At 65.5% G+C, this 25,895-nt stretch carries 25 protein-coding genes and 1 pseudogene; 15 read left to right on the forward strand and 11 right to left on the reverse strand.

The window, feature by feature from the left end; translation table 11 throughout:
• Nucleotides 1-248: 248 nt before the first annotated feature.
• Together apbC and ACYVD0_RS04175 are read left to right on the forward strand one after the other, a co-directional pair.
• Nucleotides 249-1,343, forward strand: a complete 1,095-nt coding sequence (apbC, locus tag ACYVD0_RS04170) for an Mrp/NBP35 family ATP-binding protein (protein ID WP_460425635.1) — start codon at nt 249-251, stop codon at nt 1,341-1,343.
• Nucleotides 1,344-1,430: 87 nt separating this feature from the next.
• Nucleotides 1,431-1,912, forward strand: a pseudogene (locus ACYVD0_RS04175) (sterol desaturase family protein); the annotation flags it as partial.
• On the opposite strand, the gene ACYVD0_RS04180 reads toward ACYVD0_RS04175, so the two are convergent.
• Nucleotides 1,869-2,021, reverse strand: coding sequence for a hypothetical protein (locus ACYVD0_RS04180; RefSeq protein ID WP_460425699.1), 153 nt, complete (start codon nt 2,019-2,021; stop codon nt 1,869-1,871). The pseudogene ACYVD0_RS04175 and the gene ACYVD0_RS04180 overlap by 44 nt on opposite strands.
• Before the next feature lie 153 nt (nt 2,022-2,174).
• Complete coding sequence (gene fni, locus ACYVD0_RS04185; protein WP_460425636.1) at nt 2,175-3,221, reverse strand: isopentenyl-diphosphate delta-isomerase; 1,047 nt, start codon at nt 3,219-3,221, stop codon at nt 2,175-2,177.
• Nucleotides 3,222-3,487: 266 nt separating this feature from the next.
• Between fni and ACYVD0_RS04190 the strand changes: the two genes are divergently transcribed.
• The 3 genes from ACYVD0_RS04190 (at nt 3,488) to ACYVD0_RS04200 (ending at nt 4,991) form a co-directional block, all read left to right on the forward strand.
• Nucleotides 3,488-4,096, forward strand: a complete 609-nt coding sequence (locus ACYVD0_RS04190; RefSeq protein ID WP_460425637.1) for a hypothetical protein — start codon at nt 3,488-3,490, stop codon at nt 4,094-4,096.
• On the forward strand, nt 4,093-4,659 hold the full coding sequence (gene dcd, locus ACYVD0_RS04195) for a dCTP deaminase (protein ID WP_460425638.1): 567 nt from the start codon (nt 4,093-4,095) through the stop codon (nt 4,657-4,659). Before ACYVD0_RS04190 ends, dcd begins: the two co-directional genes overlap by 4 nt.
• 122 nt (nt 4,660-4,781) lie before the next feature.
• Nucleotides 4,782-4,991, forward strand: coding sequence for a hypothetical protein (locus ACYVD0_RS04200; RefSeq protein ID WP_460425639.1), 210 nt, complete (start codon nt 4,782-4,784; stop codon nt 4,989-4,991).
• A gap of 28 nt (nt 4,992-5,019) precedes the next feature.
• On the opposite strand, the gene ACYVD0_RS04205 is transcribed toward ACYVD0_RS04200, so the two are convergent.
• The gene (locus tag ACYVD0_RS04205; protein ID WP_460425640.1) at nt 5,020-5,688 is read right to left on the reverse strand and encodes a phosphoribosyltransferase; all 669 of its coding nucleotides are present in this window, start codon (nt 5,686-5,688) and stop codon (nt 5,020-5,022) included.
• A gap of 4 nt (nt 5,689-5,692) precedes the next feature.
• On the reverse strand, nt 5,693-7,030 hold the full coding sequence (locus ACYVD0_RS04210) for an erythromycin esterase family protein (RefSeq protein ID WP_460425641.1): 1,338 nt from the start codon (nt 7,028-7,030) through the stop codon (nt 5,693-5,695).
• A 169-nt stretch (nt 7,031-7,199) separates the two neighbouring features.
• Between ACYVD0_RS04210 and ACYVD0_RS04215 the strand changes: the two genes are divergently transcribed.
• Nucleotides 7,200-7,445 carry a hypothetical protein gene (locus ACYVD0_RS04215; protein ID WP_460425642.1) on the forward strand — a complete coding sequence of 82 codons (246 nt, stop codon included), beginning with the start codon at nt 7,200-7,202 and terminating at the stop codon, nt 7,443-7,445.
• Nucleotides 7,446-7,571: 126 nt separating this feature from the next.
• On the opposite strand, the gene ACYVD0_RS04220 is transcribed toward ACYVD0_RS04215, so the two are convergent.
• The 3 genes from ACYVD0_RS04220 to ACYVD0_RS04230 all read right to left on the reverse strand — a co-directional run bounded on the left by ACYVD0_RS04220 (nt 7,572) and on the right by ACYVD0_RS04230 (nt 11,183).
• Complete coding sequence (locus tag ACYVD0_RS04220) at nt 7,572-10,103, reverse strand: penicillin acylase family protein (RefSeq protein WP_460425643.1); 2,532 nt, start codon at nt 10,101-10,103, stop codon at nt 7,572-7,574.
• A 120-nt stretch (nt 10,104-10,223) separates the two neighbouring features.
• On the reverse strand, nt 10,224-10,679 hold the full coding sequence (locus ACYVD0_RS04225; RefSeq protein ID WP_460425644.1) for a DUF2489 domain-containing protein: 456 nt from the start codon (nt 10,677-10,679) through the stop codon (nt 10,224-10,226).
• A 6-nt stretch (nt 10,680-10,685) separates the two neighbouring features.
• The gene (locus tag ACYVD0_RS04230; RefSeq protein ID WP_460425645.1) at nt 10,686-11,183 is read right to left on the reverse strand and encodes an LEA/WHy family protein; all 498 of its coding nucleotides are present in this window, start codon (nt 11,181-11,183) and stop codon (nt 10,686-10,688) included.
• Nucleotides 11,184-11,360: 177 nt separating this feature from the next.
• On the opposite strand from ACYVD0_RS04230, the gene ACYVD0_RS04235 reads away from it, so the two are divergent.
• Complete coding sequence (locus ACYVD0_RS04235; RefSeq protein ID WP_460425700.1) at nt 11,361-11,900, forward strand: hypothetical protein; 540 nt, start codon at nt 11,361-11,363, stop codon at nt 11,898-11,900.
• Nucleotides 11,901-12,094: 194 nt separating this feature from the next.
• Here ACYVD0_RS04235 and ACYVD0_RS04240 read toward each other — a convergent pair whose 3' ends face one another.
• Together ACYVD0_RS04240 and ACYVD0_RS04245 are read right to left on the reverse strand one after the other, a co-directional pair.
• Nucleotides 12,095-12,613, reverse strand: coding sequence for a YchJ family protein (locus ACYVD0_RS04240; protein WP_460425646.1), 519 nt, complete (start codon nt 12,611-12,613; stop codon nt 12,095-12,097).
• Nucleotides 12,614-12,617: 4 nt separating this feature from the next.
• Nucleotides 12,618-13,115, reverse strand: coding sequence for a DUF6231 family protein (locus ACYVD0_RS04245; protein ID WP_460425647.1), 498 nt, complete (start codon nt 13,113-13,115; stop codon nt 12,618-12,620).
• 118 nt (nt 13,116-13,233) lie between these two features.
• Between ACYVD0_RS04245 and ACYVD0_RS04250 the strand changes: the two genes are divergently transcribed.
• The gene (locus ACYVD0_RS04250; RefSeq protein ID WP_460425648.1) at nt 13,234-13,497 is read left to right on the forward strand and encodes a DUF1145 domain-containing protein; all 264 of its coding nucleotides are present in this window, start codon (nt 13,234-13,236) and stop codon (nt 13,495-13,497) included.
• Between the two features lie 20 nt (nt 13,498-13,517).
• On the opposite strand, the gene ACYVD0_RS04255 is transcribed toward ACYVD0_RS04250, so the two are convergent.
• Nucleotides 13,518-13,982, reverse strand: coding sequence for a CopD family protein (locus tag ACYVD0_RS04255; protein WP_460425649.1), 465 nt, complete (start codon nt 13,980-13,982; stop codon nt 13,518-13,520).
• A gap of 94 nt (nt 13,983-14,076) precedes the next feature.
• On the opposite strand from ACYVD0_RS04255, the gene dinG reads away from it, so the two are divergent.
• The 5 genes from dinG (at nt 14,077) to pdxH (ending at nt 21,700) form a co-directional block, all read left to right on the forward strand.
• Nucleotides 14,077-16,221, forward strand: coding sequence for an ATP-dependent DNA helicase DinG (gene dinG, locus ACYVD0_RS04260; protein WP_460425650.1), 2,145 nt, complete (start codon nt 14,077-14,079; stop codon nt 16,219-16,221).
• 362 nt (nt 16,222-16,583) lie between these two features.
• A complete protein-coding gene (locus ACYVD0_RS04265; protein WP_460425701.1) occupies nt 16,584-18,998 on the forward strand; it encodes a beta-agarase in 2,415 nt (804 codons plus the stop codon).
• Nucleotides 18,999-19,089: 91 nt separating this feature from the next.
• The gene (locus tag ACYVD0_RS04270; RefSeq protein WP_460425651.1) at nt 19,090-20,241 is read left to right on the forward strand and encodes a serine hydrolase domain-containing protein; all 1,152 of its coding nucleotides are present in this window, start codon (nt 19,090-19,092) and stop codon (nt 20,239-20,241) included.
• A gap of 133 nt (nt 20,242-20,374) precedes the next feature.
• Nucleotides 20,375-21,001 (forward strand): OmpA family protein, encoded by a 627-nt coding sequence (locus ACYVD0_RS04275; RefSeq protein ID WP_460425652.1) that lies wholly within the window; start codon nt 20,375-20,377, stop codon nt 20,999-21,001.
• A gap of 51 nt (nt 21,002-21,052) precedes the next feature.
• Nucleotides 21,053-21,700: a pyridoxine/pyridoxamine 5'-phosphate oxidase gene (pdxH, locus tag ACYVD0_RS04280; protein WP_460425653.1), complete on the forward strand. Its 648-nt coding sequence runs from the start codon at nt 21,053-21,055 to the stop codon at nt 21,698-21,700.
• A 65-nt stretch (nt 21,701-21,765) separates the two neighbouring features.
• Here pdxH and ACYVD0_RS04285 read toward each other — a convergent pair whose 3' ends face one another.
• The gene (locus ACYVD0_RS04285; RefSeq protein ID WP_460425654.1) at nt 21,766-22,002 is read right to left on the reverse strand and encodes a hypothetical protein; all 237 of its coding nucleotides are present in this window, start codon (nt 22,000-22,002) and stop codon (nt 21,766-21,768) included.
• Nucleotides 22,003-22,168: 166 nt separating this feature from the next.
• Here ACYVD0_RS04285 and ACYVD0_RS04290 point away from each other — a divergent pair, with 166 nt between their 5' ends.
• Together ACYVD0_RS04290 and ACYVD0_RS04295 are read left to right on the forward strand one after the other, a co-directional pair.
• Nucleotides 22,169-22,633 (forward strand): outer membrane lipoprotein, encoded by a 465-nt coding sequence (locus ACYVD0_RS04290; RefSeq protein ID WP_460425655.1) that lies wholly within the window; start codon nt 22,169-22,171, stop codon nt 22,631-22,633.
• A gap of 469 nt (nt 22,634-23,102) precedes the next feature.
• The gene (locus ACYVD0_RS04295; RefSeq protein ID WP_460425656.1) at nt 23,103-25,895 is read left to right on the forward strand and encodes a monovalent cation/H+ antiporter subunit A; all 2,793 of its coding nucleotides are present in this window, start codon (nt 23,103-23,105) and stop codon (nt 25,893-25,895) included.

Raw genomic sequence — 25,895 nt, forward strand, 5'->3', positions numbered from 1 at the left:
AGGGAGACGAATACGTCCGTGATGGGCATGGGAAGGGAAGGCATGCGCAGGTGCTCAAATATCCCATTGATACGCTCTTGCGATCACGGCTTCAAATGCGAGGCGTTCGCTTCATGCGATTGCCCTGGCACCGCGGGGAAGCCGGCAGACAGGCGTCTTTCGTTGCGGCCCCCGCCTGAGCATGGAGATCGGGCTAACCTCGATTATCATGGCCATCTGTTTTAGTCGGTTTTTCTCGGGAGTAGCCCATGTCCGTCACCCGCGAAGCGGTGGAAACCGCGCTGCGTCAGTACCTCGACCCGCATCTCAACCAGGACCCGGTCAGCGCCGGCTGCGTCCGCGACATCGCCATCCAGGGCGGCCAGGTCAGCGTGCGCCTGGAGCTCGGCTATGCCGCCGGACTGTTCAAGGACGGCTGGGCACAACTGCTCGAGGTTGGCCTGAACAATCTCGACGGCGTGCGCGAGGCCCGGGTGCGGGTAGACTGCATGATCGCTCCGCACAAGGCCCTGGAGCAGGTGCCGGGGCTGAGCGGGGTGAAGAACGTCATCGCCGTGGCCTCCGGCAAGGGCGGGGTGGGCAAGTCCACCACCGCGGCCAACCTGGCCCTGGCCCTGGCCCGCGAAGGCGCCCGGGTCGGCATGCTGGATGCGGACATCTATGGCCCCAGCCAGGGCATCATGTTCGGCATTCCCGAGGGCACCCGTCCGCAGGTCCGCGACCAGAAAGCCTTCGTGCCGCTGCAGGCCCACGGCGTGCAGCTGATGTCCATGGCCTTTCTCACCGACGACAACACGCCCATGGTCTGGCGCGGGCCGATGGTTTCCGGCGCGCTCCTGCAATTGGCCACCCAGACCGCCTGGGAGGACCTCGACTACTTGGTGGTGGACATGCCGCCCGGTACCGGCGACATCCAGCTGACCTTGGCGCAGAAGGTGCCGGTGGCCGGCGCGGTGATCGTCACCACGCCCCAGGACCTGGCCCTGCTGGATGCCAGGAAGGGCGTGGAGATGTTCCGCAAGGTGAACATCCCGGTGCTCGGTGTGGTGGAGAATATGGCCGTCCATATCTGCTCCAACTGCGGGCATGCCGAGCACCTGTTCGGCGAGGGCGGCGGCGAGAAGCTGGCGGCCCAGTACAACGTCGATCTGCTCGCCTCGCTGCCGCTGTCCATGGACATCCGCAGCCAGGCCGACGCCGGCCGGCCTACGGTGATCGCCGATCCGGACAGCCCGGCCACCTTGATCTACCAGCAAATGGCTCGCACCGTCGGCGCGCGCATCGCCCAGAGCGGGCAGATCATCGCCCAGTCGATGCCGAAGATCGTGATCAGCGAGGACTGAAGCCCGAAGCTGTCTCGAGCTGTGAGGCGGATGATGGGCGGCCGGCGTCTTCTAGACTGAAGGTCATCCACTGCCCGAAGGCCCGCCATGCTCCTGCTGCTCGTCACGCTCCTCGTGCTCGCTACCGTCGCCGTGATGGAGGCGGTGGCCTGGGCCTCGCACAAGTACGTGATGCACGGCTGGGGCTGGGGTTGGCAACCGATCTCACCACGAACTGGGCGGCGGCTGGTTCGAGAAGAACGATCTCTATGTGCTGGTATTTGCCGCTCACGCCATTCTGCTGATCGCTCTGGGCAGCGCCGGCTTCTGGCCGCTGCAATGGATCGATGCCGGTATGGCCCTCTACGGATTCCTCTATGATTTCTTCGCCCACGACGGTCTGGTGCACCAGCGCTGGCGGCTGTGCTACGTATTGCGCAAGGGCTACCTCAAGCGGCTGTACTTGGCGCACTGGCTGCACCATGCGGGCAGGGTGCGACGGTTGTGTCTCCTTTGGCTTCCTGTACGCGCTCAGGGTGAAGACCTTCAAGACGCAGCTGCGACGCCTGCATGGTGGGCTGCTACAGCGCCCGGCCGCTGGGCGAGGCAAGCCTGGTCGGCACCGGGGGCACCGCTGCCGAACCCGTGGGATTGGCCGTCGACCACATCGTCGCAGTGACGGCACCAGGCATACAGCATCACCGTGCTGCGCCGGGTTGGCGGGTCGAGCAGCCGTGCGGGTGCGAGGCCTGGCCGCGCGCGATCAGCTGATCGGCCAGCGCCTCCAGCGCTCGGAAGTGGCTGGCGAAGTGCGGACGATGACGGCGACGTGGCTCATGTCGACCTCCGGGTTCAGCCCGTCGGCTGTGCCACCGGCCGCACGCGCGCCAGGCGTAGTGCCGCAAGGTCCGCCGAGCCGGTGCAGAAGCAGGCAATGCGCAGCTGCTCGATGATCACGGTGAAATGCTCGATTACCGCCTCGCTGGAGCGCAGCGCGCCGGGCAGTGCGGCAGCGGCCTGACCGACCAGATCGGCGCCCAGGCGGATCGCCTTGGCCACGTCCACGCCGTCGCGCACCCCGCCAGAGGCGATCAGCGGAATCCGCGGGCAGGCGTGGCGCACCTCGCGCAGCGCCTGGGCGGTGGGAATCCCCCAGTCGGCGAAGGCCAGTGCGACCCGCCGTTGAGCCGGGCTGCGCGCACGTTGCGCCTCGACCCCAACCCAGTTGGTGCCGCCGGTGCCGGCAACATCGATCACCGCGACGCCCGCCTCGACAAGGCGCAGGGCCACCGGGGCGCTGATTCCGGCGCCGACCTCCTTGACCACCAGCGGCACGCCTAGATGGGCAGCGAGTTGGCCGATGGCCTTCAGCACACCGCGCCACTCGCGGTCGCCTTCTGGTTGGACAGCTTCCTGCAAAGGATTGAGGTGCACGATCAAGGCATCGGCCTCAAGCATGTCCACCGCCCGCCGCGCCTCCTCCAGGCCGAAGCCGGCGACTAGCTGCGCCGCGCCGATGTTGGCCAGCAGCGGCACGTCTGGAGCCAGCTGGCGCAGCTGCCGGGTGAGGCCATGGTCGGCGCCGGTTTCCAGGGCAATGCGCTGGGAGCCGACGCCCAAGGCGATGCCGAGCACCTGCGCCGCTTCGGCCAGATGACGGTTGATCACCGCGGCCCGTGCGGGTCCGCCGGTCATGGAGCTGATCAGCAGGGGCGCGCGCAGGTGGCGACCAAGAAACTCGGTACCCAGGTTGATTTGTTGCAGATGCAACTCCGGGATCGCGCAATGCTCGAAGGCAAAAGTGGCGAAGCCTGTGTTGCCGCGTCCCCTGGCCCAAGATGGGGCGAGCACGATGTCCAGATGGTCGTTCTTGCGCGCCGCCAGTTCGTCTTCTGCCATCGCTGTTCCCTAATAGCCTGTTTGGTTGATTCGATGAGTCAGTTTCGGCGCCCGAGACTCCGATACGGCGTTGCCGTTCCTTGCCATAGCCCTGCCACGACTCGTCGCGGCGCCTTGTCTCGAAACCACCGGTTATCCGAACTTGAGTTAACCAATCAACCGCACAGGCTACTAGTTCGGTGGAGTGGGACTAGGGGTTGTGAAATATTTTTTAAGATTGTACAAGATGACAGTCTTGTACAAAATTTTAGCATTCATTTTTCCGCTTGCCTTTTCATTCCAGAAAATGGAGTTTCTGGGTCGGCGTGCTCTCCGACGCGATGGGCGCGCGAGGGCTGGTGCGCGGCCAGTATCAGGACCTGCGCGAAGGCAGCCGGGCGCGCAAAGCCAGCGAGATCGCCAAGATCAATCACCTGAAGACCGAGGGCGTTGTTCGGCGCGGCGCTGGAGATGGCGGCGCAGGTCGCGCATGCCAGCGACGCCGTGTGTACGACGCTGCGCGAGACGACGCTCGAGCTGAGCCAGGCCTTCCAATGTACGACGATCTGTGCGACGGCGAGCCGGACGCGCAGTTGTGCAAGAATCGGGGCAAGGATGCCGGCAAGTCGACCCTGGTCGCGTTACTCGGGCAGGAGGCGGCCAGGCATCGCCTGCACGGACACGTGCAGCGTATCGATACTCTGCCGGCGGGCGTGTACGGGGCGGGCGGCTGTTGCACCTGCTGTTTCCACGTCTGTGCTAAGCCGACGGCGTGTTGTCCGGGGAGGCAGGCCGGCCGCTGCGCAACGGCCGGATGCCCCGGCGGCGGGGCTTTGAAGGCGTCTGGACAGCCGGTAATATGCGCACCTCACTTTCTTCAGGACCTGCCGTCATGACCATCAAATCGGACAAGTGGATTCGCCGCATGGCCCGGGAGCAGGGCATGATCGAGCCCTTTGTCGAGCGCCAGGTGCGCACCGAGGGCAGCGAGCGGCTGATCTCCTACGGCGTGTCCAGCTACGGCTACGACGTGCGCTGTGCCGACGAATTCAAGGTGTTCACCAATATCCACTCGGCCACTGTCGACCCGAAGAGCTTCGACGAGAGAAGCTTCGTCGACGTCAAGGGAGATGTGTGCATTATTCCGCCGAATTCCTTCGCCCTGGCCCGTACCATCGAGTACTTCCGCATCCCGCGCAATGTGCTGACCATCTGCCTGGGCAAGAGCACCTATGCCCGCTGCGGCATCATCGTCAATGTCACCCCGCTGGAGCCGGAATGGGAAGGCCACGTGACCCTGGAGTTCTCCAACACCACCACTCTGCCGGCGAAGATCTACGCCAACGAGGGCGTGGCGCAGATGCTCTTCCTCGAGTCCGACGAGCCCTGCGAGGTGTCCTACAAGGACCGTGGCGGCAAATATCAGGGACAGACCGGGGTGACCCTGCCGAAGGCGTGAGCGGCATCCATCGCTGTCACCAGGCTCTCTGTTGAATTGCGGGAATTACTCCTGTCCGGCGGACTCTACCAACTGTAACCATCGGGTTGGCACCTCGCCGTCCCTCACAGTCGGAGGTCGTCATGAATATCCGCCATCACAGCGAAACCCTTCACAAGCCCTCAATGCCGCTGCTGGCTCTGCGCGGCCGGCCTTGGCTGGCCGGGAATCCTTCAGGCGATCCGGAGCCGGACGTGCCGACGCAGCCCACCGAGCCCGGCGTGCCGACCCAGCCGACCGAGCCGGGAGAGCCGACCAGGCCAGACCAGCCGCCGCCGGCTCCGGTGGTCTGATCTCTTGATTGAATGCGGCGTCTGCTCATCAGGCGCCGTGCCGCGCCTCCGCCAGCAGGTCGACGACCTCTTGGTCGGTGGTTTCGTTGAAGTCGGCATAGTGCTGCCTGATCGAGCCGAAAGGCTCGGGCATGGCCAGACAGACCAGTTCGTCGACCAGCGGCTGCAGATCCTTGACGATCTCCCGCGGGGCGACCGGCACGGCCAGGATCAGTCGCCCGGGAGCGGACTTGGCCAGGCCCTTCAGGGCCGCCCGCACACTGCCGCCAGTGTCGACGCCGTCGTCCACCAGGATCACGCAGCGGCTGGCCACCGGGACCGGGGGCTCGCTGCAATACAGCCGCCGGGCGCGCTCCAGTTCCTGCAGTTGGCGCTGCATTTCCGCCTCGAACCAGCCGGACGGCGGACGGACCTGGTGCATCACTTTCTCGTTGACGACGAACTGCGGATTGGCACCGTCGATCACGGCGCCTAGAGCGAGTCCGCTGTGCCCGGGCGCGCCGATTCTGCGTACCAGCAGGATGTCCAGCTCGGCGCGCAGCGTCCTGGCAACCTCGAAGGCAACCGGGACACCGCCGCGGGGCAGGGCGAGCACCAGCGGCCGATCGGCCGCATGGGGCGTCAGCGCTTCGGCCAGTTCCAGGCCGGCGCTGCGGCGGTCGAGGAACAGGTGGGGAGCATGGCTGGTTCCGTGCATGGGCTCATTCTCCGAACGGGTAGGTTTCGGACTGCCCCGCTTGCGGCTGGCGGGGCCCCAGGGGCGTGACAGCGTGGGTTTCCTCCAGCCAGATCCAGGCATCGAACTGCTCGGCCAGCACGGCTTCGAAATAATGGCTCTGGCGCTCGCTCTCCGGCCGGTAGATCACGCCGATGGCGCGTTCCAGCAGGGTTTCGGACAGGGTCGCACGCAGCTCGGCAGGCCCGCCGCCACGCCAGTCGGTGAGGGAGGCGGGGATGCCTGTATGCAGGAACAGCCATTCCCAGCTGTCCGGGCGTGAGGGGCGGACCTGCTTGATGCGCATCGGCTCGTCCCAGTCGTTGGCGCACGCCACCTCGCCGCGGTCGGTGCCCATGCCGATCAGCACGGCATCCTGTCCCCAGGCGGTGCGGCACAGCTCGCCGATGTTGAACTCGCCGGCCCAGCCCATAGCCGTTGCATCAGCATTGCCGATGTGCGAGTTGTGCGCCCAGACCACAGCCCTGGCCTCGGGACCGCGGTGCTCCAGCAGGCTGCGCAGGGTGTCGAACATGTGCCGGTCGCGCAGATTCCATGAGGTGCTCGAGCCGTGGTACATGATCCGGTAGTAGTGCTCGGCAGCGCGCACCACGCGGGCGTTCTGGGTGGCGTCGAAGAAGTCCTCGCCATCCTGGCCGAGTGCCTCCAGGCGCAGCTCCAGCAGGCTGCGCAACTGTTCGACCACCTTCTCCTCGCAGGACTGGCGGCCGTAGAGGACATCGTATCCGTAGCGGGCGGGTGCATCCTGCCAGGGCGTCAGGCAGCCGTAGCGCTGGCGGGCGTCCCGGGCGGCCTGGGCGTCGGTTCTGTCCAGGTAGTCCAGCACTGCGCCGATCGAGGCCCTCAGGCTGTAGACGTCCAAGCCGCGGAACTCGACGCGCCGCTCGTACGGCAGATCCCAGTTGAAGCGACTCAGCCAGTCGCAGAACTCGGCGACCTCCAGGTTGCGCCACATCCAGGTGGGAAAGCGCTGGAAGGCCTGGCGCTCCCAGTCGGGAGGCTGCTGCCGGCGCACCTGGCGATCAATTTGGGTGGCGTCCGGCCAGTCCGCCTCGACGGCGACAATATTGAAGCCGTGCCGTTCGATCAGCCGTCGGGTGATCGCCGCGCGAGTACGGTAGAACTCGGAGGTGCCGTGGCTGGCCTCGCCGATCAGTACCACTCGGGCATCGCCGTAACGGTCGAACAGCGCGGCGAATGCCTCGCTGTCGAGCGCGGGCAGGCAAATGGCATGGCGGCGCAGCAGCTCCACATGTTCCCGGAGCTCCGGCGAGGCGGATCGGGCATCGAAAAGCTTTCTCATGCAAGCCTCCTGAAGGCCTGGCCTCGCCGGGCGGACCCGGAGGCAGGCGTTGGCAGGATCCTTCAGAAAGCCTAGTCACATTTGGCCGACTGGCGAACTGCGCCGAGGGCGTCTAATCTGACTTTTAGCCTGGACGCGAATGTCTACCCGCATTTAGGGGATAAATAAAATGGAGGAGCAAGACATGGCTATATGGTCGATTACATTCAACAAGGACGGTAACACGGTCAAGATGGTGACCGAGTCAGTGGCCACGCCAACCGTGGAGGAAGCTAGCCAGAAAGTGCTGGAACTGGCGCGGCGCGAGGGGTTCGAGTGTCAAGACAGTGAAGGCGGCAATGGAGCGAAGGAGCCGGCGGTGCAATTGCTCGAACGTTATGGCATCACCCTGAGCGGTATCCTGAAGACGGGCTGAGGCATACGGCGTTTCCCAAGGAGACAGTCCGGCGCCTGTTGGGCCGGTAAGCAAACTCACCCCGGCCACCAGCAATGGCGGCCGGTTTCATTTGTTGCGGCCTCTTTGGGCCAATTCACCTCAAGTCTACGGCACCAGCAGCAAGCGCTGGCTGTCGTAGGTCTTGTCCAGATTCTCTGCCTTGAAGGGGAAACTCATGTATCGCCCTTCGAGCCAGGCGTCGATACCGTCCTTGTAGTGCGGGCTGGCCGGGTTGCCGGACTGGCCGGTGCTGTTCAGCCCGAGCATGGGTTCCTCGCGGGCGAAGTCGACGACGATACGCATGGCCGGAATCAACCAGCTATCGAAATCCTGCCCCCAGCGATAGGCGGAAACGTTCAGCGTGGCATGATCGCCGCCGGCGGGATGGGGGGCACGGTTCAGGTAATCGCCGAGCGCGTGGATGGTGGTGCGCTGGCGGGCGCTGAGGTAGGGCGCCAGCCGAGTGCTGTCGCTGATCCAGTGATAGCGGTGCAGCTTGCCCCATTGCCAGGCACCTCGGTCACTGCCGAGCCGACTTTCCAGGTGGCTTACCGCGGCCGCCAGGCTGCGCGCAAGGATGACTGGCTTGTCCTCGGTCTGCGTAGTGGCAATGTCGTCCCAGAACGGACTGTCCTCGCGGCCGAGTAGGTGGTCGGCCTGGGCCGAGTAGGAGAGGCTGGCCATCTGCAGCAGGGCTTGCCAGGCGGGACTGTTGTCCGGTCCGAGTTCGTCGAGGAAGGTCTGTCGCGCGCCCTCCTGCAGGAAGGCGCCGTACAGGGCTGCATCCGCCGAGTCGGCGGCGAGCCGGCCGTCGAAGGCAAGCAGCCGGGTCAGGGCCTCGCGGGCCTTCTCGCGCTCGGCCGGTGGCAGAGCGTCGATGGCTTGGCGCAGCGGCCCGGCCATGCCCGGCGCTTCGAGCATGGCCTTGAGCTTGGCGGCGAAGGGCGTGGTCTGGTCGTACTGCATGGCGATCATGCTCTGCGCGTCATGGCGACCGCGGCCGGCCAGTTCGGCGATGCGCTCGGCGCGCTCCGGGTAGTACCAGGTGCTGGACAGCTGCATGCCATAGCCGCGCGGCACCGTGCGCTGGTTGGCGGTGCCCAGCCAGCCATTCGCCGGGTCCTGATCATAGGGATGAAGCATGGGGTCGGCAAAGCCGTCCCAGTCGTAGGCGCCGTCCCAGCCGGGGGAGGGCAGCAGGCCAAGACCAGCGCGGCGATTGGGATAGCGTCCGGTCACCTGCCAGCCGATGTGCTCGGCGTCGGCAAACACCAGGTTCACTGCCATGGCGCGCAGCTCGCCGGTCGCCGTGAAGGCTTCATCCACCGAGCGGGCGCGGGACAGCTGGATGAAGGCGTCCAGGCTCCGGTCGTCGTCGAACGGCAGAGTCTGTAGTGCCAGGCCATAGCCGCTGGTCACCGACAACGGCTGCAGCGGATGCTTGCGCTCGCCGAGTACACTGTTCAGCAGCGGACCGTGGCGGGTTTCGTAGAGGGTTTCGCGGACCGGTTGTGCGCCCTTGACGAGGAAGGTCTCTTGACGCTCGCGGGCCGGCAGCCACTTGCCGTCGGCGAGGTAGTGGACGCGCCCGCCCTCGCTCCTGATCCGCTCGAGGAACAGGTCCTGGGTGTCGGCCATGACCATGGTCATACCCCAGGCCAGCTTGCCGTTGAAGCCAATGATCACCGCCGGGATTCCGGCGACGGAGACCCCGGCGGTCTGGCGTTGCGGCGTGCGGATATGCACGAAGCTCCACAGCGAGGGCAGGGCCAGCGGCAGGTGGGTGTCGTTGGCCAGCAGGCTCTTGCCGAGCCGGCTGCTACGCGGCGCGATGGCCCAGTTGTTGGAGGCGGCGACGCCCAGCATGTTCAATGCGGCGACCTGTCCGGCAGCCTGGTCCAGCGCGGCGAGGCCGGGGATCTGCCCGTCGAGATCAAGGCCCTTGAGCTTGTCCGCTTCCTCGATCGGCAGGGGCTCGTCGGGGTAGATCGGCGTCAGCCAAGCCAGTCGCTCCACACCGATCTTCTGCGCCAGCTGCAGGGCGGCGATCTCCTCCTGCAGGTTGGTCGACAGGCCGAAATTCAGCAGGCAGAACAGCAGCACCGAGTCCTCGGAGCTCCAGTACGGCGGCTGGTAGCCGGACTCGGCCAGGTCCATGGGCAGCCGCTCGCGGTGGCGGAACAGGAAGGCGTTGATCCCCCGAGCATAGACCTCGAAGTCTTTCTTCAGTTGCGGCGAGGCGTTCCGATAGAGCGTTTCGGCGTGGTGCCGCAGGTTCATCGCGCGCATGAAGCGGTCGATATCGAGGACGCCTGGACCAAGCATTTCGGCCAGCCGTCCTTCGGCCATCAGGCGCAGGCCGAGCATCTGACTGAGGCGATCGCTGGCATGTACATAGCCGAGGGCGAACAGGGCGTCATGCTCGTTGCGGGTTTCGATCAGCGGCATGCTGAGGGTGTTGCGCCGCACCACCGCGCTGTCCGCCAGCCCCTGGATGTGCAGGACACCCTGTGCGGGTGGCAGGCTGTCCGCATAGCGCTTGTCGAGCATCGGTTGGCAGCCGGCGAGCGCAAGCAGAGACGCGAGTCCGGCGCCGAGGCTCAGGCGGGCCAGGTGACGAAACAGGCGCGATCGCATGCGGCTGGCTCCTTCAAGCACAGGGTAGCGGAGAGGTGGGGAGATGGCGGCCCCGGGTGTACGGGATGGGCGCCTAAGGTAGGGAGCCGGTCTGCGGCTTGCAAGCTGGTCGCGCCTTTTTCATCGACGCGCTGCCAGCCCTTCCTCCAGCAGCCAGCGCGCCGTGCTGCGGGCGGCAGCCTTGTGCTGCAGTTCGAGGCTGGTGAACAGCGCTTCGTAATGCCTCCGCTCTGTTCTGCTCAAGGATTTCCAGGCCGCATGTGTGGGAATGTGGGCGGTAACCTCGCAGAGCTCGCGGAAAACCCGGCAGCGTTCGCTCTGGTTCAGCTGCGGGTCGTAGTGCTCGAGCAGGGCCTTGATGCGAATGGCGCCTTCGACCAGTGGTAGCTGGCCGTCGAGCAGGCTGCCGGCGAGGATGCGCAGATGCTCGGCGAACTGTGCATGGCGTTCTGCTTCGGCCGCTTTGCGGGCTTTCTGGCGGAGCCATACCCGCCGCCAGAGGACGAAGGCCACGCCACTCAGGGCAAGCACTATCAGCAGGGCGGCCAGCAGCAGGCCAACGATCAACGGACTCATGGGCGGTCAGTCCCGGATGTAGTCGCCAGGGGTTATCTCGCCATAGCGGGAAACCAGGACCCGGCGTCCGAACAGCAGCCCCGTCTTGGCTTTGCCCTGCAACTGGTACTGGATCGGCCGCTCGGGCTCTTCCAGCAGCTTGACGATGCGCTTCATGTGTCGCCAAAGGTTGGTCGTGACCAGGACGTCGAATTCTTCGCGACCGCGGGCGGGCACGGTGAACCACTTGTGCGACTCCCCCTTGGCCAGGCGGATGTCGTTCAGGAACACCTCATAGTCCAGGCCGCGGATCGGCAGGCTCGCCCAGTTGGGGTTGTCGATGCGAAAGCGCAGGACGAACTGCTGCTCCAGCAGGCGAGCCTTGACGACATCGATCTTGACCAGCTGGACATCGGGATCCTTGAAGGCGCCGGTCACCCAAGTGGAGCAGCCAGCAAGACCGGAGAGCAGACCGAGCAACCCCAACAGGCCTAGAATTCTTGTGGTTTGTGCCTGGAAAAACATGCTGAACTCCAAAGGGGGCCTCAGTGTAACAAGCAGCTATCTGGCTGCAACCTTTGCCGGGCCGGGCGGGGGGCTGGATGATCTGCCTTGCAGACGTTCCTTTTGCCTAGTTCCCGCGCTTGTTGGCCGAAAAAAAACTGCGCCATACTGCCCGAAGATTGGGACATGAGTATGACCATGAGCCGCTATCAGATCGTTTTTTCCGGCCAGCTGGTGCACGGAACCTCTCTGGAGCAGGTGCAGGCCAATCTGACCAGGCTGTTCCGCGCGGATGCCGCACGCATCGCCACCCTGTTTTCCGGCCGGCGTGTGCCCCTCAAGAGCAATCTGGATGCCGCCGAGGCTGAGAAGTACCGGGCCACTCTGGAGCGGGCTGGTGCCCGGGTGGACATTCTGCCGATGGAGGAGGCGGTGCAGCTTGCTCCAAGGCAAGAAACCGGCTTTCCTGCCGATCGGCCCGAACCTGCCCGCAAGCCTCTCCTTGTAGTGGCGCCACGGGATGCCTACATGGCGGCCTTTACTGCGGTGGAGGCACCGGATTTCGGGGTAGCTCCGGCGGGTGCCGATTTGCAGGAGCCCAGACCCGAATCGGTGCCGCCGCGCCTGAATCTGAGTGGCCTGAGCCTGGCGCCGGTCGGCAGCGACATGGGACAGGCTCCGGCACGGCCGGCTGGCCCGCTGCCCGATATCTCCCATCTTCGCCTGGAGACGCCCTGATTCGGGGGCGTCTGTACCCCGGTCAGACAGGGAGCACGCAGCTCTTCTTTGAATCGTCACCGTATACACCCGATTTCTGGGGGGGGGTTGGGGGGGGTGACGAGTGTACTCCAATTATTAAGAATTATTCTCAGATATCAGGGCTGCTGCCGCTGCATGAGCCCGGCAGAGGCTCGGAACCTCTCGAAAAGAGGCTACCCGTCCAACCCTCTTGATGTTTGACGCAAGGCATTGGCGCAGCACTTCTTGAATTTTAGTCCGCTACCACAGGGGCAGGGATCGTTGCGCCCCCCGTGCAGCGGGACGGTCGGGTCGATGAAGTACCAACGGCCATCATGCTGCACGAAGGCGGAGCGTTCGCGATGGGCGTGTTCGCCCGAGGCATCGTGCCAGCGCGCGCTGAAGGTGACGAAGGCATGCTTCGGCTGACCAGCAGGCAATTCTACCCTTTCCACCTTCAGTCCGAGCCAGGTGCTCTGCAGGCTCCAGGTGCGGATTGCCTCGCGGTCCAGGCCAGCCTGCTGGGCCGCCAGGGTGGTCTGCAGCAGATAGTCGAGATCGCCCAGCGCATAGGCGCTGTAGCGCGAGCGCATCAGGCTTTCGGCGCTGGGGGCGGGGACGCCGGCCAGATGGCGGCCGCAGCATTCATCGAGCCGGCTGCCGCTGCCGCAGGGGCAGCTCGGGCTCCGGGCTTGCATGGGATTGCTGGTCATCCGTTCACCACCAGTACTTGCCAAAGTTTTCCGGGTTGGCCCAGAACTTGGCATTCAGCCAGTCCGGTACCTGCTTGTAGTCGTAGAGATCGTAGGTGAATAGCGTAAGGATCTGGTCGTCGCGTCGGAAGCGCTCGCTGGCCTGCAGCGCCAGGGCAAAGAAATCGGTATCCTGCCAGCCGCATGCTGCCAGGTCGACCAATACGGCAAGGCGGTTGGCGTTCAGGTTGCGAATGCCGCCGAGCAGCTCCAGGCCGGTGCGCCGGGGCAGGTGTTCCAGACAGTCGACCACCACGGCCAGCTCGTAACGTTGGGTGGCGACTTCGGCCGGCAGCGGGCCGGCTGCGCAGTGAGTTACCTGGGCCTTGGGATGCGTACTGCGGAAGGCCTCGAGGGCGGGCAGATCGCTGGCACCGACCAGCAGCAGCCGGTCCGGGGCGTAGCGATCGAGCAGGGCGGCGAGGGCCTGCTGCGGCGTGCGGGAGGAAAAGCTGTCAGTCATCGAAGATCCTCGATCGGGAGTGCAGCTGACTTTCGGGAGCGAAAGCATAAAAGTTCCGTGCTGGCAGCGACGCCTGACGGATGTTCCGCCTGGACAAAGATCGCATGACGGGAGCGTGATGAAATTGTTGTTGACCCTGGTAAAGGCAGTGATCTTGACGCTGTGGCTGGCGCTTGCCGGCGCTCTTCTGCAACCGTTGAACAAGCCCTTCGATCTGCTGCTGCCGGTCTGTGGCGGGCTGCTCCTATTGGCTCACCTACTCGCGCTGGTGCTGTTCGAGCGCGCCCTCAAGGCCGACCCGCCGTGCTGGAAGAGCCGCCTGCAGATACTGCTGTTTGGCATCCTCCATCTGTGTACTCCGCGGAAGGATAGCCAGGCTTGACTCTGGTGGCTGGGGGAGTTTCAGAACGTCGGCCGGGCGGCGGCAATGGTGACCAGCGACAGACCGATCAGCAGGTTGAATCCCACCAGCCGGCGGATCCGTCCCAGCGCCGTGCCGCCAGCCGGCCAGTCGCGAACCTCCACGGCCCTGCGCAACTGCGGCAGTTGTAGCAATTGCACGCGCAGGAAGAGGGCGAGCATCACCAGGTACAGGCCCATCATGATGTGTACGTATGCGGGCGCCATTTTGAGGCTGGCGAAGCGCAGGTGCAGCAAGCCGACGCCGCTGATCGGCAGCAGCACCACCGCAGCCCAGACCCACTGGAAGAAGCGGCGGAACACCTCCGGCCAGAGCTTCAGCCGGGCCGGCGCATCCAACTCGCTGATGGTGGCGGGACGCAGGATCATCCAGGCGAAGAACATGCCGCCGACCCAGATCAGGGCGGGCAGCACATGCAGGGTGTAGGCGAGGGAATAGGGTGTCATTCGGCAATCTCCGGTGATGGTCCGCGCAACGCGCGCTATCATAGCCGCCCATTTACATACTGAAAATTTGTCCAGTTTCAATTCGGGAAGCGGAATGCTCAGCGCCGAACTCAAATTACAGATCCAGGGTGCCTACTCCCGCTTTCTCGAAGCCAAGGGACTTAAATCGCGCTACGGCCAGCGTTTGATGATCGCCGAGGTGGCCAGGGTCCTGGGGACCATTGCTACCGACGACGAAGGCCGGCGCCAGGGGGAGCCGGCGGTGGTCGCGGTGGAGGCCGGAACCGGCACCGGCAAGACCGTGGCCTACAGCCTGGCGGCGATTCCCGCGGCCAAGGCTGCCGGCAAGCGCCTGGTGATCGCCACCGCGACTGTCGCCCTGCAGGAGCAGATCGTCAACAAGGACCTGCCCGACCTGATGCGCAACAGCGGCCTGAGCTTCAGCTTCGCCCTGGCCAAGGGGCGTGGGCGCTATCTGTGTCTGTCCAGACTCGACCTGCTGCTGCAGGAGGGCCAGGCGCAGAGCGCCACTGCTCAGCTGTTCGAGGAGGAGGGCTTTCGCATCGACGTCGACGAGGCCAGCCAGAAGCTGTTCACCCAGATGATCGAGAAGCTCGCCGGCAACCGCTGGGACGGCGACCGCGACGCCTGGCCGCGGGCCATCGAGGACGACACCTGGTCGCGGCTGACCACCGATCACAGCCAGTGCACCGGCCGGCACTGCCCGAACTTCCAGCAGTGCGCCTTCTACAAAGCGCGCGAAGGCATGACCAAGGTCGACGTGATCGTCACCAACCACGACATGGTGCTCGCCGACCTCGCGCTGGGCGGCGGTGCCGTACTGCCCGATCCGCGCGAAACTCTCTACGTGTTCGACGAGGGCCACCACTTGCCGGACAAGGCCATCGGCCACTTCGCCCACTTTACCCGCCTGCGCTCGACCGCCGACTGGCTGGGGCAGGTGGAGAAGAACCTGACCCGGCTGCTTGCCCAGCATCCGCTGCCCGGCGAGCTGGGGCGGCTGATCGAGGGCGTGCCGGAGCTGGCCCGCGAACTGCGCACCCAGCAGCAGTTCATGTTCGCCGCCTGCGAGCAACTGGCCGACTTTCGCGCCGGCGAGGACATGGACGGCCGCGAGAGACCGCGCCACCGCTTCGTCGGCGGGGGGGTGCCGGAGCACTTGCGCGAGCTGGGCCTAGAGTTGAAGAGGGGCTTTTCCAGGTTGGTGGAGCTCTTCACCCGGCTCACCGAACTGCTCAAGGAGGCCATGGACGGCGAGCCCGGCACGGGCCTGGCCAGCCACCAGGCGGAGGAGTGGTACCCGCTGTTCGGCAGCCTGCTGGCGCGGGCCGAGGCCAACTGGCAGCTGTGGACCGCCTTCACCGCGGAGGACCCCGAGGACAGTCCGCCGATGGCGCGCTGGCTGACCCTGACCGAGAGCGGTGCCCTGCACGACATCGAGGTCGACGCCAGCCCGATCCTCGCCGCTGAAACCTTGCGTCGCAACCTGTGGAACGTCGCCCATGGCGCCCTGGTGACCTCCGCTACCCTGACCGCGCTGAACAGCTTCGAGCGCTTCCGTATGCGCGCCGGGCTGCCGAAAAGCGCCGTCACCGCGGTGGTGCCCAGTCCCTTCGCCCATGCCGAGGCGGGCCTGTTGCGGGTGCCTGACCTCAAGGCCGACCCGCGCGACGCCGCCGCGCACACTGCCGCCATCGTCCGCGAGCTGCCGTGCCTGGTGGAAGGCGCGCGCGGGGCCCTGGTGTTGTTCTCCTCGCGCCGGCAGATGCAGGACGTCTTCGACGGCCTCGAGCGGGACTGGCGCAGGTGCGTGCTGATCCAGGGCAACCTGTCCAAGCAGGAAACCCTGAACCGGCACAAGGCGCGGGTCGATGAGGGCGAATCCAGTGTGCTGTTCGGCCTGGCGAGCTTCGCCGAGGGCGTCGACCTGCCCGGGGCCTACTGCGAGCACGTGGTGATCGCCAAGATCCCCTTCGCCGTGCCCGACGATCCGGTGGAGGCGGCGCTGGCCGAGTGGATCGAAGCCCGCGGCGGCAATCCGTTCATGGAAATCGCCGTGCCCGACGCCTCGCTGCGCCTGGTCCAGGCTTGCGGCCGCCTGTTGCGCACCGAGGAGGACCGCGGCACCATCAGCTTGCTGGACCGCCGCGTGGTGACCCAGCGCTACGGCAAGGCGATCCTCGATGCGCTGCCACCGTTTCGCCGGGAGATCGGCTAGGCAGACGGCGCGCATCTTCCTCATAGCCAGCGGCACCGGAAAATCCGCCCCGGACGCGCATCCGCGCGCCGCTGGGGACCGGAGTGTGATGGAATAGGCCCTAGTGGCCTGTTTGGTTGATTCAATTAGTCAATTTCGGCGCCCGAGGCTCCGATGCAGCGTTGCCGCTCCTCGCCATAGCCCGGCTATGACTCGTCGCGGCGCCTTGTCTCAAAACCCCGGTCATCCCCGAACTTGAGTTAACCAATCAACCGCACAGGCCACTAGGTCAAAGCCGCTGCGCCTGCTTCACTGCCGCTGGGGCGGCTGTCATCATGCCTACTCCTGTTGTCCACCTCCCGTCCCTCTGGAGAGCGAGCTTGATGATCCGTCCCCTGGTTTCCCTGCTGTTCGCCTGCTATCTGGTGCCCATATCTGCACAGGCGGCCGGCGAGCAGGTGCTGTTCAGCTTTGTGCGCCCCACCGATGTGGTGCAGGTCAAGGGTGAGGGTGCCTTCCTGCCCGAGCTGACCGCGGAGAGCACGGCGGGAGGGGAGGTGCTTCGGCGGGTTACCTTCAATCCCCAGGAGGGGCCGAGCCTGCGCCTGACGCCACAGCAGGGCACCTGGGATTGGTCCACTGCCGGGGCGGTCAGCCTGCGCATCCAGAACGCCATGGACTGGGCGTTGACCCTGCAGGTGAGCATCGAGAGCGCCAATGGCAAGCTTCTGAAGGCGCTCGTCGCGCTGCCGGCCGGTCCGGCACAGACCCTGGTACTGCCACTGCACACCAGCTCGCCCAGGGCGCAGGGCATGCGTGCCGCACCGCCGATGCCCTGGATCCATGAAAATCAGCGCCTGCTCGTGGCGACCACCCTGGAGGGCGAGATCGATCCCCATCAGGTCCAGGCGGTGATCCTCTCCCTGGAGAGGCCAGATGTGCAGCAGAGCATCCTGCTCGGCCGCTTCGGCGTGCGCGAGGATCTCGAGCCGGCAGTCTACCGCGGCATCGTCGATGCCTACGGGCAGTACAGTCGAGGTGACTGGCCAGAGAAAGTCGCCAGCGACAAGCAGCTGAAGGCGGAGGCCGAACAGGAGAGGGCGCAACTCGGCCGCTGGCTGGCCGAACGGTCCCTGCTGGATCGCTTCGGCGGCTGGCTGAAGGGCCCGCAGCTGGAAGCCACGGGCTTCTTCCGCGTGGCCAAGCACGAGGGGCGCTGGTACCTGGTGACGCCGGAAGGTCACCCCTTCTTTTCCCTCGGCGTGAACACCGTTTCCTCCGGCAACAGCCGCACCTACGTCGAGGGGCGCGAGGAGATGTTCCTCGAGCTGCCCGGCAAGGACAACCCGCTGGCTGCCTTCTATGGTGCCGGCGACAGCCGCCAGACCATCGGTGCCAACGGCGGGCGGAAGTTTGCCCACGGGCGCTGGTACGACTTCTATCGGGCGAGTCTCTATCGGACCTACGGCCAGACCTGCGCGCCGGTCGAGACGCCAGCCACTGTCGAACCTGTGCTTGCCGAGCCGGAGGGGGCAGCGCCGGCAGCCCCCTCCAAGGAGGCTCCGGCCGCTCCGGCGGCTGCCCATGAGGCTGCACCGTCCGTCGCGCCGGTCGCCGGGCAGCCAGCCGCCGCGCCGCCGTGCGTCGCCCAGTTCTTCGACGCCCAGCGCTGGCGCGAGCACACCCTGGACCGGCTGCAGGCCTGGGGCTTCAATACCCTCGGCAACTGGAGCGATCTCGTCCTGGGGACGATGCGCCGGGTGCCCTACACGATTCCGCTGCTGATCCGTGGCGACTACGCCACCATCTCCACCGGCCACGACTGGTGGGGCGGCATGCCCGATCCCTTCGACCCGCGTTTCGCCATGGCCGCCGAGCGCGCCATCGCCATCGCCACGCGGGATCACCGGAACAATCCTTGGGTAGTCGGCTATTTCGCCGACAACGAGCTCAGCTGGGCCGCGCCGGGCACAGCTCCGAAGGCCCGCTACGCCCTGGCCTACGGCACCCTGCGGCAGACCACCGACGTGCCGGCCAAGCGTGCCTTCCTCAAGCTGCTGCGCGACCGCTACCGCAACCAGCAGGGCCTCTCCGTCGCCTGGGGCATCGAGCTGCCGGCCTGGGAGCTGATGGAGGACCCGGGTTTCGAGGCGCCTCTGCCGAGTCCCGAGCATCCGGCCATCGAGGAGGATCTGCAGCGTTTCCAGCAGCTCTTCGCGGACACCTATTTCAAGACCATCGCCGAGTCGTTGAAATGGCATGCCCCCGATCATCTGCTGCTCGGTGGCCGCTTCGCCATCTCCACCCCCGAGGCGGTCACCGCCTGTGCCAAGTATTGCGACGTGCTGAGCTTCAACTTCTATACCCGGGAGCCTCAGCATGGCCATGACTTCGAGGCCCTGCGCGTGCTGGACAAGCCGGTGCTGGTCAGCGAGTTCCATTTCGGCTCGCGGGATCGCGGTCCATTCTGGGGCGGCGTGGCCGAGGTGTACAAGGAGGAGGAGCGGGGGCCGGCCTATGTCCACTTCCTCGAGCGGGCCCTGGCCGAGCCGTCGATCGTCGGCGTGCACTGGTTCCAGTACCTCGACCAGCCGGTGACCGGACGTCTGCTGGACGGCGAAAACGGCCACATTGGTCTGGTCGGCGTCACCGACCGGCCGTTCGCCGGCTTCGTCGAGGCAGTGCGCAAGGCTAACCTGCAGGTGGGGAAAACCCTCGAGTCGGCCGCCGCGACTGCCGCCGGGAAGCCGGCGGCGGAAGGCGGCGCTCCGTCCGAGATGCCGGTCAAGGTGCAGTGACTGCGCCTCGACAAAGGTTTCGTGCAGGAGTTCACAAAACCCCGCTACGGCTGGAAGAATGACGAACAGTAGTGTTGCCAGGAGAGACAAAGTGCAGGTTCAAGGCTATTTTGACCTCAAGTTTGAGGCGTTGAAGGGCGCGTTCGCCGCGCTGTTCGAGGATGTCCATACCCGTGGTGCGGCAATTTGCATCCAGGTCGGCGGGGAAACCGTGGTGGATCTCTGGGCAGGGGTCGCCGGCCGGGATGGCAGCGAGGCCTGGCAGAGCGACACCATCGCCAACCTGTTTTCCTGCACTAAACCCTTCGCCACGGTCGCCGCCCTGCAACTGGTGGAGGAGGGCAAGCTGGACCTCGATGCTCCAGTAGCCCGGTTGTGGCCTGAATTCGCTGCTGCCGGCAAGACGCGCATCACCCTGCGCCAGCTGCTCTGCCACCAGGCGGGGTTGCCGGCGATCCGCGCGCCGCTGGCGGCGGAAGCGCTCTATGACTGGCAAACCATGATCGGAGTGCTGGCCGCCGAGGCACCCTGGTGGGAGCTGCACGACAAAGAACATGGCTATGCGCCAATCACCTTTGGCTGGCTGGTCGGCGAGCTGCTGCGGCGTGCCGACGGCCGCGAGCCCGGCGATTCGATTGCGGCGCGCATCGCCCGACCGCTCGGTCTGGATTTCCATGTCGGTCTGGACGACGCCGAATTCCACCGGGTCGCCCATATCGGGCGGAGCAAGGGCAATCTGGGCGATGCCGCCGCCCAGCGCCTGCTCAAGGTTACCCTGAGCGAGCCGGAGGCCCTGGCTACTCGCGCCTTCACCAACCCTCCGTCGATCCTGAACAGTAGCAACAAGCCTGAGTGGCGGCGCATGCATCAGCCGGCGGCGAATGGCCATGGAAACGCGCGCTCCCTGGCGGGCTTCTATACCGGGCTGCTCGACGGCCGTCTGCTGCCGGCCGAGCTGCTCAACGAAATGACTTGCGAGCACAGCTGCGGCGAAGACCGCACCCTGCTCACCCGGACCCGCTTCGGCCTTGGCTGCATGCTCGACCAGCCTGCGCTGGCCAATGCCACCTTCGGTCTTGGCCCCAAGGCCTTCGGTCATCCGGGGGCGGGCGGCTCCTGCGGTTTCGCCGACCCCGAACGCGAGCTGGCCTTCGGCTTCGTCACCAACAGCCTGGGACCTTATGTACTGATGGACCCGAGGGCGCAGAAGCTGGCTCGCCTGGCGGGAGAATGTCTAGGCTGACACCGCTCGTCCGCCTGTCACTGCAATGCCTTGCCTGCAGTGAGGTTGCAGCCAGACTCAAACTCGAACCCTGAGGCTTGCCGCCGTCATGCCTCATCATCCCATAGCATTTTCTCAACGACGGGACCTGTCGATGAAACTCTTCATTAAAAGCAGCACCCTGATCCTCTGCCTGGCCATCGCTGCCTGCAGCTCTTCCGGCAAGCCGGGGCGTTCCGTCGCCTCTGGTTCGCCGGCGGTCGAGTCCAAGGCGAGCCGGGCCTGGACTGCGGATCACGAGGCGAGCGTGCGCGAGGCCGTCAAGGGCAGCCAGTTCGAGGTGGAGCGCCGCGGCGATCTGCTGGTCGTGACTGCTCCGGTGGACAGCTCCTTCAACCCGGATCGGCCGAGCATGCTGCTGGTGGCGACCCTGGGACCGCTCAGCCGGGTAGCCAAGCTGGTGGCAAAGGACCGCGAGGTGGCCGTGCTGCTGCTGGGGCATGGTGACAGCAGTGGCTCGGCCGCGCTGACCCGCACGCTGAGCCAGGAGCGGGCGCAGTCGATGGCGTCGATCTTTCGCCTGAGCGGCCTCCACCATGACCGATTGATGTACAAGGGAATGGGCGCCGATGTTCCGCGTTCCAGCAATGCCAGCAAGGACGGGCGTTCCCTTAATCGCCGCGTGGAGATATTTCTGACCGCCCGCGGCAGTCTGTCCGCCGTGCTGGCCCAGTACGGTGCGCCAGGGGCGCGGGTGGTTGCCTCAGATCAAGCGAAGTGATGGTGGTCTGGTTAAACTTTGGTCGAGCTCAATCCATCAAAGGAACCTGCCATGCCCCAGACTCTGGCCGACATGCGCCGCGACTACACCCGTGCCGGCCTTTGCGAGGCGAATGCCCCGCTCGAACCCTTTTCCCTGTTCCACCAGTGGTTCGCCGAGGCGATGAGAACCGAGCAACTGCCGGTCGAGCCCAATGCCATGAGTCTGGCCACCGTGGACAGCAGCGGGCGCCCGCATTGCCGGGTCCTGTTGCTGAAGGGACTGGATGAGCGTGGCTTCACCTTCTTCAGCAACTACGACAGCGCCAAGGGGCAGCAGATGAGGGCACGGCCGTTCGCCGCCATGACCTTCTTCTGGCCCACCCTGGAGCGTCAGGTGCGCATCGAGGGACAGGTGGAGCGGGTGACGCCGCAGGAGTCCGACGCCTATTTCCAGGTGCGTCCGCTGGGCAGCCGCCTGGGTGCCTGGGCTTCGCCACAGAGCCAGGTGATTCGCGACCGTGCCGAGCTGGAAGAGCTGCTGGCGCTGACCGAAAAACGCTTCCTCGATCAGGCGCCGCATTGTCCCGGTCATTGGGGCGGCTATCGCCTGCTGCCCGAACGCATCGAGTTCTGGCAGGGACGTGCCAGTCGTCTGCACGACCGGCTCAACTACCGCCTGGAAAAGGGGGACTGGGTTCGCGAGCGCCTGGCTCCTTAGGTCGCCCCGGGCCTGCGGCATTTCGCTCGAGCCTCTCGTTGCCTCTTGCGGGTAGACCCGCACACTCAAGGCGCGAGATATTCCGCCGCCGCCCGTTCCAACCACTGCGCCAGATCGCGGCGCCTGATTCCCTTGGTCCTGGCCTCGGCGAGGCGCTCCAGCATATAGGTGCGCCTGGCTGCGTCCTGCCCTGCGAGGGACAGGGCCAGGTCGCGGTCCATCCAGCACTTGACGCGCACATACAGCCACCAGTGGAAATACAGCCCGGTCGCGGTGGTGATGAAGATGATGAAGTAGTCCATGATGATCCTCCGCCGCCACCCTAGCCGATCCGGCCACCGGCGGAAAGTGAGGGCCATGCTGGCTGGACATCTGGCGGTCATCGCTGGGTTGTCGGCATGAAAGCGCCGTGACAACAGGGGGAGGGGGGAGTTAAATAATTAACATGACTCATCCGGAGTAAATGCAATGCACAAGCCCGTTCTGTTGATCGCCTCTTTCACTGCCGTGACGCTGGCGTTGGGCGGCTGTGCCTCCAGCCTGACTGGTGAGGCCTATTCGAGAGGGGAGGCGCGTACCGTCCAGACCGTGCGCATGGGCAGTATTGTGTCGCTGCGCCCAGTGCGCATCGAGGGCACCAAGACGCCGATCGGCGCCGGCGCCGGCACCATCGTCGGCGGCGTGGCCGGCAGCGGCGTGGGCGAGGGCCGTGGCAGTGCCGTGGCGGCGGTGATCGGCGCAGTGGCCGGCGGCATGCTCGGTGCCGCGGCGGAGGAGGGCATCACCCGCACCCAGGGTGTGGAGATCACCGTGCGCGAGGACGACGGCAGCATGCGTGCCTATGTGCAGGAAGTGCAGCCGAACCAGGTCTTCAGGGTCGGCGAGCGGGTGCGCATCCTGACCGTCAACGGTACCAGCCGCGTCGCCCACTGACATTGCCCTTACCGGGTAACCGGGGCGGGCTCCTCTCGTTGCATGCCTGACGGTGCGCCGGTTTCTCGCTGCCCCAGGACAATCGCATCAAGAGTGCCGGCGAATTCATTCGCGATTGAGTGGGCAAAATTGCGAATGAATTCGCTCGCGGGAGCTTCGGCATAATACTATTCGCCCATGGCCATCAGCCTGTTCAGCGTCATGGGATTGCCCTGGCTGCCCTCTCCTGTGCCTTGCCTGCCGGCGGCTGGGCTTGACTCATGCCCAGAGCGGGCACGTCAAACCACCTTTTACAAAATAATTCAATCCATGTTGTTTCACCGATAGATATGGATAATCGGTGCGATCGGTTTCGTTTAGGTCTGGATATTGGGAAGATCTGCTCATGGCTGGAACTTGGTTCCGCCATGCAGGAGCCCATGGCGCCAAGGGTCCGGTTGCAAGCCGGGAGCATGAAAGGGGTTTGCCGATGACGCTTGCGTTGATTATTGCTTTGCCATTTCTCGGGGCCTGTCTGCCTTTGCTGGCAGGTCGCCACGGGCGTTCGCTGTGTGCAGGGGCGGCTGCACTGCCGCCGCTACTGGGGTTGATCCTGCTGTTCTCCCAAGGACCGGATGTGTTCGCGGGGGAGATCCTCAAGACCGGCTTCGCCTGGTTGCCCGGGCTGGGTTTGAACCTCAGCCTGCGCCTGGACGGCCTCGGTTTTCTCTTCGCCCTGCTGATCCTCGGCATCGGCATCCTGGTCATCCTCTATGCCCGCTATTATTTGGCCAAGCACGAGCCAATGGGGCGCTTCTTCGCCTTCCTGCTGCTGTTCATGGGCGCCATGCTGGGCCTGGTACTGTCGGAAAACCTGCTGCTGATGCTGATGTTCTGGGAGCTGACCAGCCTCTCCTCGTTCCTCCTGATCAGCTTCTGGCACCATCGCTCGGATGCCCGCCGCGGTGCGCGCATGGCCCTGACTGTGACCGGCGGGGGCGGTCTGGCGCTGCTCGCCGGGGTGCTGCTGGTCGGCCACATCACTGGCAGCTTCGAGTTGAGCGAGGTGCTCGCCGCTGGCGACACGATCCGCGCCCACGACCTCTATCCGCTGGCGCTGATTCTGGTACTGCTCGGCGTGTTCACCAAGTCGGCCCAGTTCCCCTTCCATTTCTGGCTGCCCCAGGCGATGGCGGCGCCGACTCCAGTATCGGCCTATCTGCATTCGGCGACTATGGTCAAGGCCGGGGTATTCCTCCTGGCCCGCCTGTATCCGGCCCTCTCCGGCAGCGACTGGTGGTTCTACCTGGTCAGTCTGAGCGGCCTGGCGACCCTTCTGCTGGGCGCGGTAATGGCCCTGTTCCAGCATGACCTCAAGGGCCTGCTGGCCTATTCGACCATCAGCCATTTGGGGCTGATCACCCTGCTGTTCGGTCTCGGTTCGGACCTGGCGACCGTGGCGGCAGTGTTTCACATCATCAACCACGCCATCTTCAAGGCCTCGCTGTTCATGGCCGCGGGGATTATCGACCACGAGACCGGCAGCCGCGACATGCGGCGCGTCAACGGCATGTGGAAATACATGCCGCACACCGCCGCGCTGGCCATGGTGGCCAGTGCGGCCATGGCCGGCGTACCCCTGCTCAACGGATTCCTGAGCAAGGAAATGTTCTTCAGCGAAACCCTTGTGCAGAACCTGCTGGGCAGCTTCCACTGGCTGCTGCCGGTGGTCGCCACTCTTGCCGCGGTGTTTTCGGTGGCCTATTCGCTGCGTTTTATCCACGACGTGTTCTTCAACGGCGAGCCCATCGACCTGCCCAAGACCACACCCCATGAGCCTCCGCGCTACATGAAAATTCCGGTCGAGGTGCTGGTGTTTCTCTGCCTGCTGGTGGGCATCCTGCCGGGCTGGACCGTGGCGCCGTTATTGGCCGCCGCGGCCTCGGCCAGCCTCGGCGGAGAGCTGCCGACCTACAGTCTGGCGATCTGGCACGGCTTCAACATGCCCCTGGCGATGAGTGCGATGGCCATGCTCGGCGGCGTTCTGGTCTACGTCTATCGGCAATCGCTGTTCCGCTGGTACGAGGGGCTGCCGGAGCTGGATTCGCAGGTGATCTTCCGCCGGGGAATCGCCGTTCTGGTGGATTTCTCCAGCGATCTTACCGCACAGCTGGAAAACGGCTCGCTGCAGCGCTATCTGATGCTAATGCTGGGTAGTACCCTGCTGTTGGCGATCTCTGCCCTGGCACCGCTGGCCAATCTGCGCGGTCCGTTGCCGCTGACCCCGCTGGACGGCATCACCGTGCTGGGGATGCTGATCCTCGCCGCCTCGGCGCTGCTCACCGCGGTCTTCCATCGCAGCAGCCTGGTCGCCCTGATAATCGTCGGCGTCAGCGGCCTGATGGTGGCCCTGGCCTTCGCCCGCTACTCGGCACCCGACCTGGCGTTGACCCAGCTGTCGGTGGAGGTGGTGACCATCGTCCTGCTGCTGCTGATCCTCTTCTTCCTGCCCGACCGCAGCCCGGCCGAGACCGGCAGCCTGCGCCTGGTCCGCGATCTGCTGCTGGCCGGCGCCAGCGGCGTACTGGTGGGGCTGCTGGCCTACGGGGTGATGACCCGTCCGTATGAGAGCATCGCCACCTTCTTCCTGGAGAACAGCTTGTCCGGCGGTGGCGGCAGCAACGTGGTCAACGTGATCCTGGTGGACTTCCGCGGCTTCGATACCCTGGGCGAGATCAGCGTGCTGGCGATCGCCGCGGTGGGCATCTACGCGCTGCTGCACGGCCTGCACCTGCCCCATCCGGCGCTCGACCACAATGGCCGGCCCTGGTCCACCGACAGCCACCCGATAATCCTCGACAACCTGTCGCGCGCGCTGCTGCCCATGGCGCTGCTGGTCTCGGCATTCATCTTCCTGCGCGGCCACAACCTGCCGGGCGGCGGCTTCATCGCCGGCCTCATCACCGCGGTGGCGCTGATCCTGCAGTACATCTCCCACGGTGTGACCTGGACCCAGGCCCGCCTGCCACTCAGCTATCACGCCGTGGCCGGCGCCGGGGTGCTGATCGCCGGGCTCACCGGACTCGGCAGCTGGCTCTTCGGTCGCCCCTATCTGACCACGGCGTTCGGCCATTTCTCGCTGCCCCTGGTCGGCGAGTTCGAACTGGCCACGGCGATGCTGTTCGATCTGGGGGTTTATCTGGTGGTGGTCGGTGCGACCCTGCTGATTCTTTCCAACATCGGCCACGTCAGTCAGGACGAGTCGAGCAAGGAGGTACTCTGA

It is taken from the genome of Azotobacter armeniacus, from assembly GCF_054779355.1.